The sequence below is a fragment of the Streptomyces sp. NPDC111802 genome, assembly GCF_055634335.1.
The window spans coordinates 151,962-165,620 of the sequence record NZ_JBVKCZ010000023.1; the positions used below are offsets into that span (position 1 = coordinate 151,962).

The 13,659-nt window shown below is 69.1% G+C and carries 13 protein-coding genes and 1 rRNA gene; 4 read left to right on the forward strand and 10 right to left on the reverse strand.

The features are described from left to right. The first annotated feature begins 54 nt into the window (after positions 1-54). The 3 genes from ACZ7NC_RS25335 to ACZ7NC_RS25345 all read left to right on the forward strand — a co-directional run bounded on the left by ACZ7NC_RS25335 (position 55) and on the right by ACZ7NC_RS25345 (position 4,838). Positions 55-975 (forward strand): HAD family hydrolase, encoded by a 921-nt coding sequence (locus tag ACZ7NC_RS25335; RefSeq protein WP_471491466.1) that lies wholly within the window; start codon positions 55-57, stop codon positions 973-975. A gap of 1,590 nt (positions 976-2,565) precedes the next feature. Further along, positions 2,566-3,339, forward strand: a complete 774-nt coding sequence (locus ACZ7NC_RS25340; RefSeq protein WP_471491468.1) for an ECF subfamily RNA polymerase sigma factor, BldN family — start codon at positions 2,566-2,568, stop codon at positions 3,337-3,339. A 251-nt stretch (positions 3,340-3,590) separates the two neighbouring features. Beyond that, on the forward strand, positions 3,591-4,838 hold the full coding sequence (locus ACZ7NC_RS25345) for a DUF5667 domain-containing protein (protein WP_471491470.1): 1,248 nt from the start codon (positions 3,591-3,593) through the stop codon (positions 4,836-4,838). An 84-nt stretch (positions 4,839-4,922) separates the two neighbouring features. On the opposite strand, the gene ACZ7NC_RS25350 is transcribed toward ACZ7NC_RS25345, so the two are convergent. The 5 genes from ACZ7NC_RS25350 to ACZ7NC_RS25370 form a co-directional block, all read right to left on the reverse strand. Continuing rightward, entirely contained in the window at positions 4,923-5,981 is a 1,059-nt protein-coding gene (locus ACZ7NC_RS25350) for a lysophospholipid acyltransferase family protein (protein ID WP_471491471.1), read from the reverse strand. 14 nt (positions 5,982-5,995) lie between these two features. Continuing rightward, complete coding sequence (locus ACZ7NC_RS25355) at positions 5,996-7,057, reverse strand: NAD-dependent epimerase/dehydratase family protein (RefSeq protein WP_471491473.1); 1,062 nt, start codon at positions 7,055-7,057, stop codon at positions 5,996-5,998. 257 nt (positions 7,058-7,314) lie between these two features. Next, positions 7,315-7,413 (reverse strand): 30S ribosomal protein bS22, encoded by a 99-nt coding sequence (locus tag ACZ7NC_RS25360; protein ID WP_003948845.1) that lies wholly within the window; start codon positions 7,411-7,413, stop codon positions 7,315-7,317. Positions 7,414-7,569: 156 nt separating this feature from the next. Then, the gene (locus tag ACZ7NC_RS25365; protein WP_004984898.1) at positions 7,570-7,782 is read right to left on the reverse strand and encodes a helix-turn-helix domain-containing protein; all 213 of its coding nucleotides are present in this window, start codon (positions 7,780-7,782) and stop codon (positions 7,570-7,572) included. A gap of 129 nt (positions 7,783-7,911) precedes the next feature. Then, positions 7,912-8,727 (reverse strand): phosphatase, encoded by an 816-nt coding sequence (locus tag ACZ7NC_RS25370; RefSeq protein ID WP_471491475.1) that lies wholly within the window; start codon positions 8,725-8,727, stop codon positions 7,912-7,914. Between the two features lie 238 nt (positions 8,728-8,965). Here ACZ7NC_RS25370 and ACZ7NC_RS25375 point away from each other — a divergent pair, with 238 nt between their 5' ends. Beyond that, positions 8,966-9,418, forward strand: coding sequence for a hypothetical protein (locus ACZ7NC_RS25375; protein ID WP_471491477.1), 453 nt, complete (start codon positions 8,966-8,968; stop codon positions 9,416-9,418). A gap of 18 nt (positions 9,419-9,436) precedes the next feature. Here the strand turns inward: ACZ7NC_RS25375 and ACZ7NC_RS25380 are convergent, their stop codons facing one another. From ACZ7NC_RS25380 to rrf, 5 genes are all read right to left on the reverse strand, one after another. Then, positions 9,437-10,609, reverse strand: coding sequence for an acetoin utilization protein AcuC (locus tag ACZ7NC_RS25380; RefSeq protein ID WP_471491479.1), 1,173 nt, complete (start codon positions 10,607-10,609; stop codon positions 9,437-9,439). After that, a complete protein-coding gene (locus ACZ7NC_RS25385) occupies positions 10,560-11,780 on the reverse strand; it encodes an MFS transporter (protein WP_471491481.1) in 1,221 nt (406 codons plus the stop codon). Before ACZ7NC_RS25385 ends, ACZ7NC_RS25380 begins: the two co-directional genes overlap by 50 nt. 66 nt (positions 11,781-11,846) lie before the next feature. Beyond that, positions 11,847-12,614 carry a VC0807 family protein gene (locus ACZ7NC_RS25390; protein WP_471491483.1) on the reverse strand — a complete coding sequence of 256 codons (768 nt, stop codon included), beginning with the start codon at positions 12,612-12,614 and terminating at the stop codon, positions 11,847-11,849. A gap of 93 nt (positions 12,615-12,707) precedes the next feature. Then, positions 12,708-13,352: an HAD family hydrolase gene (locus tag ACZ7NC_RS25395; protein WP_471491485.1), complete on the reverse strand. Its 645-nt coding sequence runs from the start codon at positions 13,350-13,352 to the stop codon at positions 12,708-12,710. 60 nt (positions 13,353-13,412) lie between these two features. Continuing rightward, positions 13,413-13,529 (reverse strand): 5S ribosomal RNA (rrf, locus tag ACZ7NC_RS25400). Positions 13,530-13,659 lie beyond the last annotated feature (130 nt).

The following is a 13,659-nucleotide window of genomic DNA, read 5'->3' on the forward strand; positions in this document are numbered from 1 at the left end:
CCTCCAAACCTCTCGACTCCGGAAGCACCGAACAAACTGGCTATGCTCACGGTCATGGCCGCTCTTCGATGGCTCACTCCCCGTAGGCGCTCCGCCACGGCACGGAGCGTGTTGGCTGGCGAGGCCTCGGCGGAGGCAGCGCGCAAGTCGTCGCAGGAAGCGACGGAGGTCTCGGAGGCCGAACCGGAGTTCCCGGTGCTCGGCGACGAGAAGGCCGCCGCGTTCTTCGACCTCGACAACACCGTGATGCAAGGTGCCGCCCTGTTCCACTTCGGCCGGGGCCTGTACAAGCGGAAGTTCTTCGAGACACGGGACCTCGCGAGGTTCGCCTGGCAGCAGGCGTGGTTCCGGCTGGCGGGCGTGGAGGACCCGGAGCACATGCAGGACGCGCGTGACTCCGCGCTCTCCATCGTCAAGGGCCACCGGGTCGCCGAGCTGACGTCGATCGGCGAGGAGATCTACGACGAGTACATGGCCGAGCGCATCTGGCCGGGCACCCGGGCGCTGGCCCAGGCCCATCTGGACGCGGGCCAGAAGGTCTGGCTGGTGACGGCGGCCCCCGTGGAGATCGCCCAGGTCATCGCCCGCCGCCTCGGCCTCACCGGCGCGCTGGGCACGGTGGCGGAGTCCGTGGACGGTGTCTACACGGGCAAGCTGGTGGGCGAGCCCCTGCACGGCCCGGCGAAGGCGGAGGCGGTACGCGCCCTGGCCGCGGCGGAGGAACTGGACCTCTCCCGCTGCGCGGCCTACAGCGACTCGCACAACGACATCCCGATGCTCTCCCTGGTCGGCCACCCCTACGCCATCAACCCCGACACCAAGCTCCGCAAACACGCCCGCCAACTGGACTGGCGCCTACGCGACTACCGCACCGGCCGAAAGGCAGCGAAGGTCGGCATCCCGGCGGCCGCCGGCGTGGGCGCGGTGGCCGGCGGCACAGCAGCAGCGATCGCGCTGCACAGACGACGGCGGTAGCACCACGCCGGGGTGGGCGCGGTGGCCGACGACACGACAGCGGCCATCGCGCCGCACGCGCTACGGCGGTAGCACCACACCGGGTTAGGCGCGGTGACCGGCGGCACGACAGCGGCCATCGCGCCGCACAGACGACAGCAGTAGCACCACGCCGGGTCGGGCACGGTGGCCGACGGCACGACAGCGGCCATCGCGCCGCACGCGCTACGGCGGTAGCACCACACCGGGTTAGGCACGGTGGCCGACGACACGACAGCGGCCATCGCGCCGCACAGGCGACAGCAGTAGCACCACACCGGGTTAGGCACGGTGGCCGACGGCACGACAGCGGCCATCGCGCCGCACGGGCGACGGCGGTACCACCACGCCGGGTTGGGGGCGCACGGAGCGCCTGCTCATGCGACATGCGTCGCGAGAGAGGCACCGCTCCTTGACGCCGCCCACGGCGGGCGAACGTCCCCGGCACGTCCCCTTACCGCCGCGGGCGACTGGAGCCCGGCGGGGCCCTTACCGCCGCCGGCGACAGCGGCCCGGGGGGCCTGCCATCCCTCCAGGCACCCTCAGCACCTTCGCCCACGACACCGACAGAAGGCCACAACGCCTCGCCTCTCAGCGCTCGTAGCAACCCAGCGCCTTCGTCTCCCAGCGCCGGTCGAGCAATCCAGCCCGCCCACATCCAAGGCCGAATCCGCCCCGCCCCAACCCCACCGACCCGCTGCGGCGATTGGCGACGACAATTCTCGGCGCCACCGACACGCGCGAGCGCGGTAGCGACCAGCGCGGACATCGAACCGGCGCCAACGACCAGGGGCCCGGCCCTACGCCCACCCTCCCCGTTTTTCAGCCGGCCCGGCGTTTGAGGACGAGTCCACGCCGTCCCTAACCCCCACCTCCACCCGCTGGGGCCGCAGGCGCTCGCTGGGCGCCGGCCCGCACCATCCGGCCGGCCCGAGGTGCGAGGGCGAGCCCGTGCCGCCCCTGGCCCCACCCACAGAGACCCGGCGCCCCCCAACGCCCACCCCCACACCTCAGCCCATCCGCCCTTGAGAACGAGTCCACGCCCCAACCCCCACCCACCCACTGGGGCCCGGCCACCCCCAACGCCCACCCCTCAGCCCGTCCGGCGTTTGAGGACAAGGCCCCTTCAGGGCCGGCAGCGGGGGCCCGGGGGCGGCAGCCCCCGGAAGGCACCGGGGTTGAAGGGGCAGCGCCCCTGGGGGATGGGACGGGTAGGGGCGGCGGGGGCGAGAAAAAGTTCGGTACAGACCCGACCACGCCCGACCGCGGAGCCCAATCCGCACCTCATACCCCCACAACTCCCTGTCCAGTCCCCTTGGCTGCACACGGCCACAACACGCCCCGGAGTAAGCCGGAACACGGACGATTTCGATCAACAACCGCTCACTCTGCGGTACTTGATCGGGCGTCAATCGGTTACAGAAGAGACGCAACCGGTGATTTGAGCAACTGGGCGTAGCAGTGCCTGTACGAAGCGTTATTCTCCTCAGACGCAAACCGGTACCTCTCCGTCGCTACGACGGGTGAACGTTCCGCACTGCACGTGATGGAAGCTCTGCCTCTGGGAGTCCCGTGTACCCACACGTCGGGGTTGACGCCTCGGGCCTGGCTACGCTCCGCGCAACGGTCCAAGACCTGCTGCGCGGCTTCGTCCCCACCGCGTACGCCGTCCCCGCCCTCGCCGTTACCACCGCGCCCGTAGGCCCGTGCTACGCACTCGCCGACGGCAGCGCCGCCGTCGGCAGACGGGGACGCTCGGCCGGTGCGGCGACCGCTCGCCGGCCCGCCGCGGACAGCGACAGCGCTCGAATGATGGATCTCGTCGAACGCGCACAGGCCGGCGAGGCCGACGCATTCGGACGTCTCTACGACCAGTACAGCGACACCGTGTACCGCTACATCTATTACCGGGTCGGAGGAAAGGCCACCGCCGAAGACCTCACAAGCGAGACCTTTCTGCGGGCACTCCGCCGCATCGGTACCTTCACCTGGCAGGGCCGAGACTTCGGCGCCTGGCTCGTCACCATCGCCCGCAACCTCGTCGCCGACCACTTCAAGTCCAGCCGCTTCCGCCTCGAGGTGACCACGGGCGAGATGCTCGACGCCAACGAGGTCGAGCGGTCCCCCGAGGACTCCGTCCTCGAGTCACTCTCCAACGCCGCGCTCCTCGACGCCGTACGACGTCTCAACCCGCAGCAGCAGGAGTGCGTCACCCTCCGCTTCCTCCAGGGCCTCTCCGTCGCCGAGACCGCCCGCGTCATGGGCAAGAACGAGGGCGCCATCAAGACCCTCCAGTACCGAGCCGTCCGCACCCTGGCCCGACTGCTGCCGGAAGACGCACGCTGAGCGCGCCACGGGCGCCACCCCACCACTCTCCGCAACCTCCAACTCACCGTCGGTGAAAGTCTGTTGACTTCGCGGTCCGTTCATCCTCCGTCCGTAACCCAAGTGCCGCGCCACTCGTTGTGCGGGATGCAGGCTCCCTGTGGTCACTCCCTGGCCGACTTCGATCACTCGATCGTGTGCATGTGGTCAGGGCGTGTGACCCTCAGGACCCCCTGGGGAGCCGACCGTCATCACGAGAGGAGGTGCCGCCAGTGATCGCGAACGTATCGGCACACCGGCGGGCGAACGCCTTCGCCCAGGCCCTGGACGAGCTGACCGACCGTGGCTCGGCGGCCGCGCAGCCCGAGCAGCCCGATGAATCGGCACCGGCACCGGCTGCTGCGGAACAGTCCGAGCAGGGGCGCCTGTTGGCCCTCAGCACCAGTCTCGGCGAACTACCGAAGCCCGAACTCGACCCCGAGGTCAAGGTGGTCCAGCGGGCCCAGCTCGTGGCCGCGATGGAGGCCATGCTTCGGGAGGGCACCGCGGGCGACGAGGTGGGCCCCGCCCTGCCCGGACAGCGTTCGCAGCGGGCACGGGGAGTTCACCGTGCCTCACCGCTGGGGAAGTTGCGACCGCACTCACGGCTCGCCAAGGGCCTCACCGCGGGCGGGCTCAGCGTCGGTGTCGCCGCGGGAGCCTTCGGCGGAGTGTCCGCCGCGAGTTCCGACGCCCTGCCCGGTGACTCCCTCTACGGCCTCAAGCGAGGCATCGAGGACTTCAAGCTCAACGTCCTGGCCGACGGCGACGACGAGCGTGGCCGCGCCTACCTCGACCATGCCTCCACCAGGCTGAGCGAGGCACGACGGCTGATGGAGCGCGGCCGCGGCGGACAGCTCGACCACGAGTCGATGGCGGAGATCCGCCGCGCCCTGTCCGGCATGCGGCACGACGCCTCGGAGGGACACCGACTGCTGCGCGAGGCGTACAAACGCCACCCGGGCTCGCTGGGCCCCATCCAGGCGCTCTCCGCCTTCTCCCGCTCGCACCGCGTGGCATGGGGCCACCTCCGCGAACGGCTGCCCCTCCAGCTCGGGGACGTCGGGGACGAGGTGTCGTCGGTCTTCGACGCCATAGACGAAGAGGTCGCCCCGCTGGAGTCCCTGCTCCCGCAGCAGCCGCCCCAGAACGGCGACGGCAAGCGCCGCGGCGGCTCCGGATCGGCATCCACCGGTACGTCGGGTTCGGACCGGTCGGCCCGCCCCAGCACCGGCGGCAGCAGCTCCTCCGACGGCAACCGGTCCAGCCGCCCGAGCAACTCGGCCGACTCCTCCGGCAGCGAGAACGAGGGCCTGCTCGGCGGAAGCACCGGCGGCCTCCTGGACCCCCCGAAGGACACCGGCACCTCGGGCTCGTCCTCCTCCACCCCCACCCCGACCACCGAACCGGCCGTCACCCTCCCACCCCTGCTCCCCGGCCTCCTACCCGGCCTGGGCATTGACAGCGAGGACACGAACTAGCACCGCGGAGTCAGCCGTACGGCGATGGGGCGCCCCTCTCAGAAGGGGCGCCCCATCGCCGTAGAAAAGAACACCCAGCCGCCGTCAGAAGAACACCGACCGCCGCTGCACCAGCAACTTGTACAACGTGTGCTGGATCTGCTCCCTCACCTGGTCCGTCAGATTGAACATCAGCATCGGATCCTCCGCCGCCTCCGGCGGATACCCGTCCGTCGGGATCGGCTCGCCGAACTGGATCGTCCACTTCGTGGGCAGCGGGACGGCACCCAGCGGACCCAGCCACGGAAACGTCGGCGTCAGCGGGAAGTACGGGAAACCCAGCAGCCGGGCCAGAGTCTTCGCGTTGCCGATCATCGGGTAGATCTCCTCCGCGCCGACGATCGAGCACGGGATGATCGGCGCGCCCTTGCGCAGGGCCGTGGAGACGAAGCCGCCGCGGCCGAAGCGCTGGAGTTTGTAGCGCTCGCTGAAGGGCTTGCCGATGCCCTTGAAGCCCTCCGGCATCACACCGACCAGCTCGCCCTGCCCCAGCAACCGCTCGGCGTCCTCGGCGCAGGCCAGGGTGTGGCCCAGTTTGCGGGCGAGTTCGTTGACCACCGGCAGGACGAAGACCAGGTCGGCGGCGAGCAGGCGCAGGTGCCGCCCGGCCGGGTGGTTGTCGTGGACGGCGACCTGCATCATCAGGCCGTCCAGCGGCAGCGTGCCCGAGTGGTTGGCCACGATCAGCGCGCCGCCCTCGGAGGGGATGTTCTCGACGCCCTTCACCTCGACCCGGAAGTACTTCTCGTACACCGGGCGCAGCAGGGACATCAGGACCTGGTCGGTGAGCTCCTCGTCGTATCCGAAGTCGTCCACCTCGTAGTCCCCGGTGAGGCGGCGGCGCAGGAAGGCCAGGCCACTCGCGATGCGCCGCTCCAGGCCGCCACTGTCGTCGTCCTGGGGCCTCACAGGGGCCGGCTCTTCCTCACGTGTCACAGGAACATCCTGCGCGAAGGACCGTCCCGGGAGGGGCTGGACCTCGCGTACCAGCGTGGATTCACCGCTCTTGCGTCGGCTCCCCGCGCTCCGGCGCCGCAGCGGCCGCTGAACGGCGCTCCCGCGGGACCGGTCGTCGTCGAACGGAATGACCTTGGCGTCCGCCATCGTTGATGCGCTCCTCAGTTGGCGCTCTGCGTCGGGGAGTGACCGCCGCCCAGGACGGGCAGCGCGGCGATCCGGTCGACGGCCCCCGCAAGGGCCTCCGGCGGCAGCAGACCCGGTCCGCGGCTGCGCGCGAACTCCGCGAAGGTCTCCGCCGTCGTGTACTTCGGCTGGAATCCGAGGGTCTCCCGCATCTGGTCCGTCGCCACCACCCGGCCGTGCGTGAGCAGCCGGATCTGCTCCGGCGAGAAGTCCGACATGCCCAGCGTACGCACCAGGGAGCCCGCCCAGGTGACCGCGGGCAGCAGCAGTGGCACCGTGGGCCGGCCCAGCCGCCGGGAGCACTGCGAGAGCAGCAGCGCGCCGTCGCCGGCGATGTTGAAGGTGCCGCTGTTGAGCGTGCCCCGTGCCGGCTCGTGCGAGGCGATGCGCAGCACCTCGATCACATCGTCCTCGTGCACGAACTGCAGCCGCGGGTCGTAGCCCAGCACGGTCGGCAGCACCGGCAGCGAGAAGTACGAGGCGAGCGGCGTGTCCGCGCTGGGGCCCAGGATGTTGGCGAACCGCAGCACGCACACGGCGACATCGGGCCTGCGGCGCGCGAAGCCCCGCACATACCCCTCGACCTCGACCGCGTCCTTGGCGAAGCCACCGCTGGGCAGGGACTTGGGCGGGGTGGTCTCGGTGAAGACGGCCGGATCACGGGGCGCGGATCCGTACACGTTCGTACTGGACTTGACCACGAGCCGCTTCACGGTGGGGGACTTCTGGCAGGCGCCGAGCAGCTGCATCGTCCCGATGACGTTGGTCTCCTTGACCGTGGTCCGGCTGCCGCTGCCGAGCGCGGTTCCGGTCACGTCCATGTGTACGACGGTGTCGGCGCCGCTCTCCGCCAGCACCCGCGCGATGGTGGGCTGCCGGATGTCGGCCTGGATGAAGTCGGCACCGCCCAGGTGGTGCTCGGGCGGGACCGCGTCCACGGCGACCACCCGGTCCACCTCCGGGTCACGCTGGATCCGTCGTACGAAACGACCCCCCAGTTGACGGGCCACTCCGGTCACGAGCACGACCTTGCCCAAGATCAGCGCCTTCCTTCCAGCACACTCGTACCCCAGCCGAGTTCCCCGTGTGCGGCCAACTTAGCGGGTCGGTGTTGCGCTGTGATGACCGCCCAATGCACGAAGTGACGAGAAATCCATGCGTACGACCGGATGGGTCAGTCGTATGTCCAGGCGTACGCACAGAGTTCGGCCCTTCGCACGCCGTCCCGATACACATGTGGCCCCCCACCAGGTGTGGTGGGGGGCCACAATCGCGCTGCTTACGCGGCGTCGCTCTACTTCTTGTTGCGACGCTGAACGCGCGTGCGCTTGAGCAGCTTGCGGTGCTTCTTCTTCGCCATCCGCTTGCGCCGCTTCTTGATAACAGAGCCCACGACTACCCTCGCTCACTTCTCATCACTCGGTGTTTGGGCGCCATGGGCCCATACGACCTACGAGGGGCCAGCCTACCCGCCCGAGCGCTGAGGTCGTAATCGAGGGGGCGAGAGGGAATCCTGAACAGCCCTGAGGATCCCTCCCGCCCTTTGCCGTCAGGCGGTTTCCACCCCCACGTAGCTCTCGCGGAGATATTCGTGAACCGCTTGCTCCGGGACGCGGAAGGACCGCCCCACACGGATCGCGGGCAGATGACCGCTGTGCACCAACCGGTACACGGTCATCTTCGACACTCGCATCACCGAGGCGACTTCCGCCACGGTAAGGAACTGAACCTCGTTCAGAGGCCTCTCGCCAGCTGCAGCCATGACACACCTGAACCTTCCGCACTCGACGGCCACCGGCTTCCCCTTCCGGTGACTCTTCGTCGTTGCGTGCTCACTCCCCAATGTAGGGGCGTGTGATGCGAGTGGGGAAGAGGTGCAGCCATCGGCGACCTACTGTGACAGACACGCTCGATTGAGTACGTAGCGGGTAAGCGGCCGGTAGTAATCAGACCGCACGGCGTCATCAAGTGGAACCACCACGGACACGGACCCCTCGGCCTGCCCCACAAAGAGCGCGGGGTCATTCGTATCGGCCGGACCAATGGCCTCAAACCCCAGCTGACCTGCCCCGCAGACCCAACCGTGATCCCCGATCACCAGCTCCGGCATGGGCCCGCCGGCCTCCGCCGCGGCCGCCAGCGCGGTACGAACCGGGAGGGGTGAGTGCGTGTGTGCGCCGGGCTCACAACCGGGGCGTAAGAGGCCGGGTTCTCGCATCAGCGCGACTCCTCGTACGTAGGCAAGGTTGTACGTGCGTAGGCCGAACCGGGTCGTTATGTCGACACAGCGACCATGCGCAGGGGTGAGGACGGTACACCCCGCCGCCGACAACGCGTCCGCCAAGGCGGCGTAGAACCCGAGCAGTCGGTGGGGGTGCCCGGTGCCGAGCAGGACAGGGGCGCCGTGCTGGGCGGCTGCCGCGAGGCGGTCCGCGAAGGCATCCAGAGCGGTCAGAGTCAGCTCAGGGTCGATCACATCATGACCAGAAGTGTGGTTCGGATCGGCCGAAACCCCGCACTTCTCCGCCATCAACGCAATCAAATCGCGCAGTCCCCAGGTCCTCACGGGATCAAGGCCGAGCAGTGCGCGGGGGTCGCGAGCGGCGAAGAGACGGTAGCTCCGCAGGCTCTCCTCACGGGAGGTGGCCACGGGACCGGCCAGACGCGCGGCGAGGAGGTGGGCGCGCAGGGCACCGGTGGTCAGCACGTGAGCGATGGTGGCCGACGAGGCGGACGAATGCCTCGAGAACCGGAAAACACCGCACAGTTGGCGTAACGGCCACCATGACAGCGGTGACAGAACAGCGACAAAAACGCCCACAACCGTCCGATGGGCTCCCTGGTCTCACAACACGTGTGCGGCGCCTGCCAGTTGACCGACGTACCGGCAGCCGCCGGGCGTACCGAGCGCCGCACACGCCGACCATCACCACAGGGGGAACACCATGAGCATGAAGCTGACCCGTCGTACGGCCGCCACCGCCGCGACCCTCGCCGCCCTCACCCTGGGCGGCACGCTGGCCACGACCGCCCCGGCATCGGCGGCCACCACCGCCGGCGCGTACAACGGCAAGTGCGGCGCCGGCTACTACGTCCAGGACTGGACGGAGATCCGCGACTCGGCACGGAAGACCATCGGCACCGTGTACGTCACCTACAGCCGGGAGACCGAGCAGCACTGCGCCGTGCTGGTCCGCACGAACCCCGGGACCCGGATGTTCATGGAGGTCACCCTCGACACCGCGCCCTCCTCCGGCAAGCCCGAGCGGGACTACGGCTCCTTCTCCTCCTACGCCGGCCCGGTGTACCTGGACACCTCGAAGTTCGACGCCCAGTGCCTCGAGTGGAGCGGCACGGTCGACATCTACTACAACAGCGTGCAGGGCCTCTGCTCCTGAACCGAGCGGGCGTTCCCGCTACGGCAGCAGCCCCCGCAGCGGGAACGCCGCCCGCCGGGCCGCCAGTACGGCCTGGTCGAGCCGGTCCGCGGGGTCGTACCCCGACTCCCAGTCCTGCCAAGACAGCGGCCACCGTCCGTCGGTCATCCGGGCCGGCGCCAACTGCCGAGTCCGCGCGAAGACCTCCTGCCGCCAGCTCTCCGGGATCATCGCCTCGGGCTCGATCGGCCGCCCCGCCGCGATGCCCACGAGATGCGTCCACGACCGCGGCACGACCTCCACCACGGCATAACCGCCTCCGCCGAGCGCGACCCACTTCCCGTCGGCGTGCTCGTGCGCGAGGTCGTGACACGCCATCTGCACGGCCCGCTGCGCGTCCAGCGACACGGCCAGGTGCGCCAGCGGGTCCTCGAAGTGGGTGTCGGCGCCGTGCTGTGTGACCAGCACCTGCGGCCGGAAGTCCGCGATCAGCTCCGGCACCACGGCATGGAACGCCCGCAGCCACCCGGCGTCCCCGGTGCCCGCCGGCAGCGCCACGTTGACCGCCGAGCCCTCGGCGCTCGGCGCGCCGGTCTCCTCCGGCCATCCGGTCTGCGGGAACAGCGTGCGGGGGTGCTCGTGCAGCGAGATCGTCAGCACCCTCGGATCGTCCCAGAACGCCGCCTGCACACCGTCCCCGTGGTGCACGTCGACATCGATGTACGCCACCCGCTCGGCGCCCAGCTCCAGCAGACGCGCGATGGCGAGCGAGGCGTCGTTGTAGATGCAGAAGCCCGAGGCGCCGCCCGGCATGGCATGGTGCAGCCCGCCCGCGAAGTTCACCGCGTGCAGCGCCTCCCCGCGCCACACCGCCTCCGCGGCCCCGACCGACTGCCCGGCGATCAACGCCGACACGTCGTGCATCCCGGCGAACGCCGGATCGTCCAGGGTGCCGAGCCCGTACGACTGGTCCGCCGCCCTCGGCTCGGCCGAAGCCGCCTTCACGGCCTCGATGTAGTCCTCCCGGTGGACGAGCCGCAGCGTCGACTCCCCGGCCGGCTTGGCCGCGACGACCTCCACCTCCCGATCGAGCCCGAAGGCATCGACGAGTTTCCGGGTCAGGGCAAGCCGGACCGGATCCATCGGATGCTCCGGACCGAAGTCATAGCCCGTTACTGCCTCGTCCCACATCAGCTGTGCGCGGCCGCTCATGCTTGTCACCGTATCGGTCCGGTTGAGCCGCGAACGAACGGGCGTACACAAGCGTCACCAGCACCAACACCATCGGCACCAGCATGGCCCCGCGATAGTTCCAGGTGTCCCCCAACGCCCCCACCAACGGCGAACCGATCAAAAACCCCACATAGTTGAAGACATTGAGCCGCGCAACGGCCGCATCCGAAGCCCCCGGGAACAACCGCCCGGCCGCCGCGAAGGTCTGCGGCACCAGCACGCACAATCCCACCCCGACGAGCGTGAATCCCAGCATCCCGACCCACGCCCCCGACGCCCAGGCCACCACCGCGAACCCGCCCGCCGCCACCAGCGCCCCGCCCCGCACGACCGCCACGGCCCCGAACCGCCGCACCCCGAAGTCCCCGATGGCCCGCCCCAGCAGCGTGGTCACCATGTAGACGTTGTACGGCACGGTGGCCAGCTGCTCCGAGCTCCCCAGCACGTCCTGCAGATACTTCGCACTCCAGTTGGAGACAGTCGAGTCCCCGATGTACGCGAAGGTCATCACCAGGCACAGCGGCAGCAGCATCCTGAAGACGACGGGCCCGGTCCCGGCCGAGGTCTCCGCCGCCGCATCCGAGGGACCGGCGCCCCCGTCGACGTACCACCGACTCCCCACCAGCGCGGCAGGCACCAGCACCACGACGACCGGCAGATACGACACGAACAGCGCCAGATCCCAGTGCGCCCCCACCCACGCCAGCGAGGCCCCCACGATCCCGCCCAGGCTGTACGCGGCATGGAAGCTGAGCATGATGCTTCGCCCGTACGACCGCTGCAGGCTCACCCCGAGCATGTTCATCGAGGCGTCCAGCGCCCCCACGGCCAGCCCGAACGCCGCCAGCGCCACCCCCAGCTCGACCATCCGCTCCCCCGCCCCGACCCCGAGCAGCGCCAGGAGCACGACGGGCTGGGACCAGCGCAGCACCCGGCTCGGCGGTATTCGCCTCACCAGCCGCTCGGTCGTGACACTGCCGACACCGGCGAGGACCGGCACGGCGGCGAGGAAGGCGGGCAGCAGCGCGTCGGAGACGCCGTACCGGTCCTGAATGGCCGGAATCCGGGTCACCAGCAGGGCAAACGCAACACCCTGAGCGAAGAAGCTCAACGCCAACGAGGCCCTGCCGCGCCGCAGCACATCAGTCATGGCGGCGAGCGTAGGGCCCCGGTGTACTGGTGGGTAGATCCAGCCAAAGATGAATTTCCCTCAGCTTCACTTGGCGGTGGCGAGGCTGTCGGCACCGAGATCCGACTCAAACGATGCGAAACCGGCCTCGACGGGCCGACCGACCACCGCCGTCTCCTCCCCCCTCGCCTCCGCGATGACCATCGCGGCCATCGGACCGGCGCCCAGCGCACCACCGACCAGGAAGCCCACACTCATGGCGACGACCATGATCACATTGCCGACCCACACCATGGTGTCCACCGGCAGGGTGTACGCCCCCACGATCCGCACCACGCACTCCGCGAGCAGTACGACACCCCACACCAGCGAGAACACCCGCTCGGCCCGCCGGAACCGCGCCGAACCGGCGTGCAGCCGAGCCCAGGCGGCCTCCCGGCCGGAGTCCCCCTTCACCACCCAGGGCTTCATGCCGGCGGTCATCATCGGCTTGCCGAGCACGACGGACACGATGATCCCGATCCCGATCGTGCTGCTGACCGCGCTGTCCTTGGCGATCATCAGTCGCGGGTCCCCGGCCACAAAGCTGAGCAGCAGCGACACGACGTTCACGAAGAGAATGAGCGCGGCGAACCCATTGACCTCGCGCGCCTTCCACACACCCCACCCCGTACGCACCGCCGGCACGACACTGCTCAGGCCGAGCGCCACCAGGGTGCTCATCCCGAAGCCGTTCTTGAGCAGGTAGTACGCCCCGATGGGTACCGCGACATCGATGATCAGCGGCGCGAAGTTCCGCAGCACGCTACGGCTGTTGGTGCCACTGCCCTTGGAGTTCCCCGTGTTCGTCGTCATGCCATCAGCTTCGCGGCCGGCGCCGGGTCACCGGTAGGAACGATCGTCCATCCCTCGGCATGACAAATGTCAGCCCCGGACCCTCAACTCGCATCACACGAGCAGATCAGTCAACTCGCCCATGTCAGCGAAGAGTTGATTGGCCCCGGCAAGCCTCGCGGCAGGGGTCATGGCGGTGAAGCCGTACACATCCATCCCGGCGGCGACAGCCGCCTGCACCCCCAGCGGACTGTCCTCGACCACGACACACCGCTCCGGAGCGACCCCCATCCGCTCCGCGGCATGGAGAAACAGATCCGGCGCCGGCTTCCCCCGTCCCACATCCTGCGAGCTGAAGACCCGCGAGTCGTCGAACCACCTGTCCAGCCCCGTCGTCCGATGCCCCACCCGAATCCGCTCATGGCTCCCGGACGACGCCACGCAGAACGGCACCCCGTCCGCGGCAAGCTTCTCCAGCACATCCCCCGCACCGGCCACGGCCTTCAACTCCCGCTCGAACGCGGCGAACACCCGCCCGTGGAAGACATCATCGAAGTCCTCCGGCAGCCGCCGCCCCGTCCGCTCCAGCACCAGATCATGAATCCGGTGCATCGCCGACCCCATGTAGTCCCGAATGGAATCCTCGTACGACGTCGGATGCCCCAGCTCGGTGAGGTACGCGGCGAGCAGCCGGTTGGAAATGGGCTCGCTGTCGACGAGTACGCCGTCGTTGTCGAAGATCACCAGTTCATAGCGCATACGCCCGAGCTTAAACGCAAAAAGGCCCACGCCAAATGGCGTGGGCCTTTTCCAAAAATTGTTCGGCGGTGTCCTACTCTCCCACAGGGTCCCCCCTGCAGTACCATCGGCGCTGTAAGGCTTAGCTTCCGGGTTCGGAATGTAACCGGGCGTTTCCCTCACGCTATGACCACCGAAACACTATGAAACTGTGACCGAAAAACGGTCATTGTCTCAGAACCAACACAGTGGACGCGAGCCTCTATGGACAAGCCCTCGGCCTATTAGTACCGGTCACCTCCACACATTACTGTGCTTCCAGATCCGG

Coding starts and splice junctions, on each gene's coding strand:
- ACZ7NC_RS25380 (WP_471491479.1), bottom strand. CDS start 10,609: ATGAGCGGCCGCGCACAGCTGATGTGGGACGAGGCAGTAACGGGCTAT.
- ACZ7NC_RS25390 (WP_471491483.1), bottom strand. CDS start 12,614: ATGACGACGAACACGGGGAACTCCAAGGGCAGTGGCACCAACAGCCGT.
- ACZ7NC_RS25385 (WP_471491481.1), bottom strand. CDS start 11,780: ATGACTGATGTGCTGCGGCGCGGCAGGGCCTCGTTGGCGTTGAGCTTC.
- ACZ7NC_RS25365 (WP_004984898.1), bottom strand. CDS start 7,782: ATGGCTGCAGCTGGCGAGAGGCCTCTGAACGAGGTTCAGTTCCTTACC.
- ACZ7NC_RS25395 (WP_471491485.1), bottom strand. CDS start 13,352: ATGCGCTATGAACTGGTGATCTTCGACAACGACGGCGTACTCGTCGAC.
- ACZ7NC_RS25335 (WP_471491466.1), top strand. CDS start 55: ATGGCCGCTCTTCGATGGCTCACTCCCCGTAGGCGCTCCGCCACGGCA.
- ACZ7NC_RS25350 (WP_471491471.1), bottom strand. CDS start 5,981: ATGGCGGACGCCAAGGTCATTCCGTTCGACGACGACCGGTCCCGCGGG.
- ACZ7NC_RS25375 (WP_471491477.1), top strand. CDS start 8,966: ATGAGCATGAAGCTGACCCGTCGTACGGCCGCCACCGCCGCGACCCTC.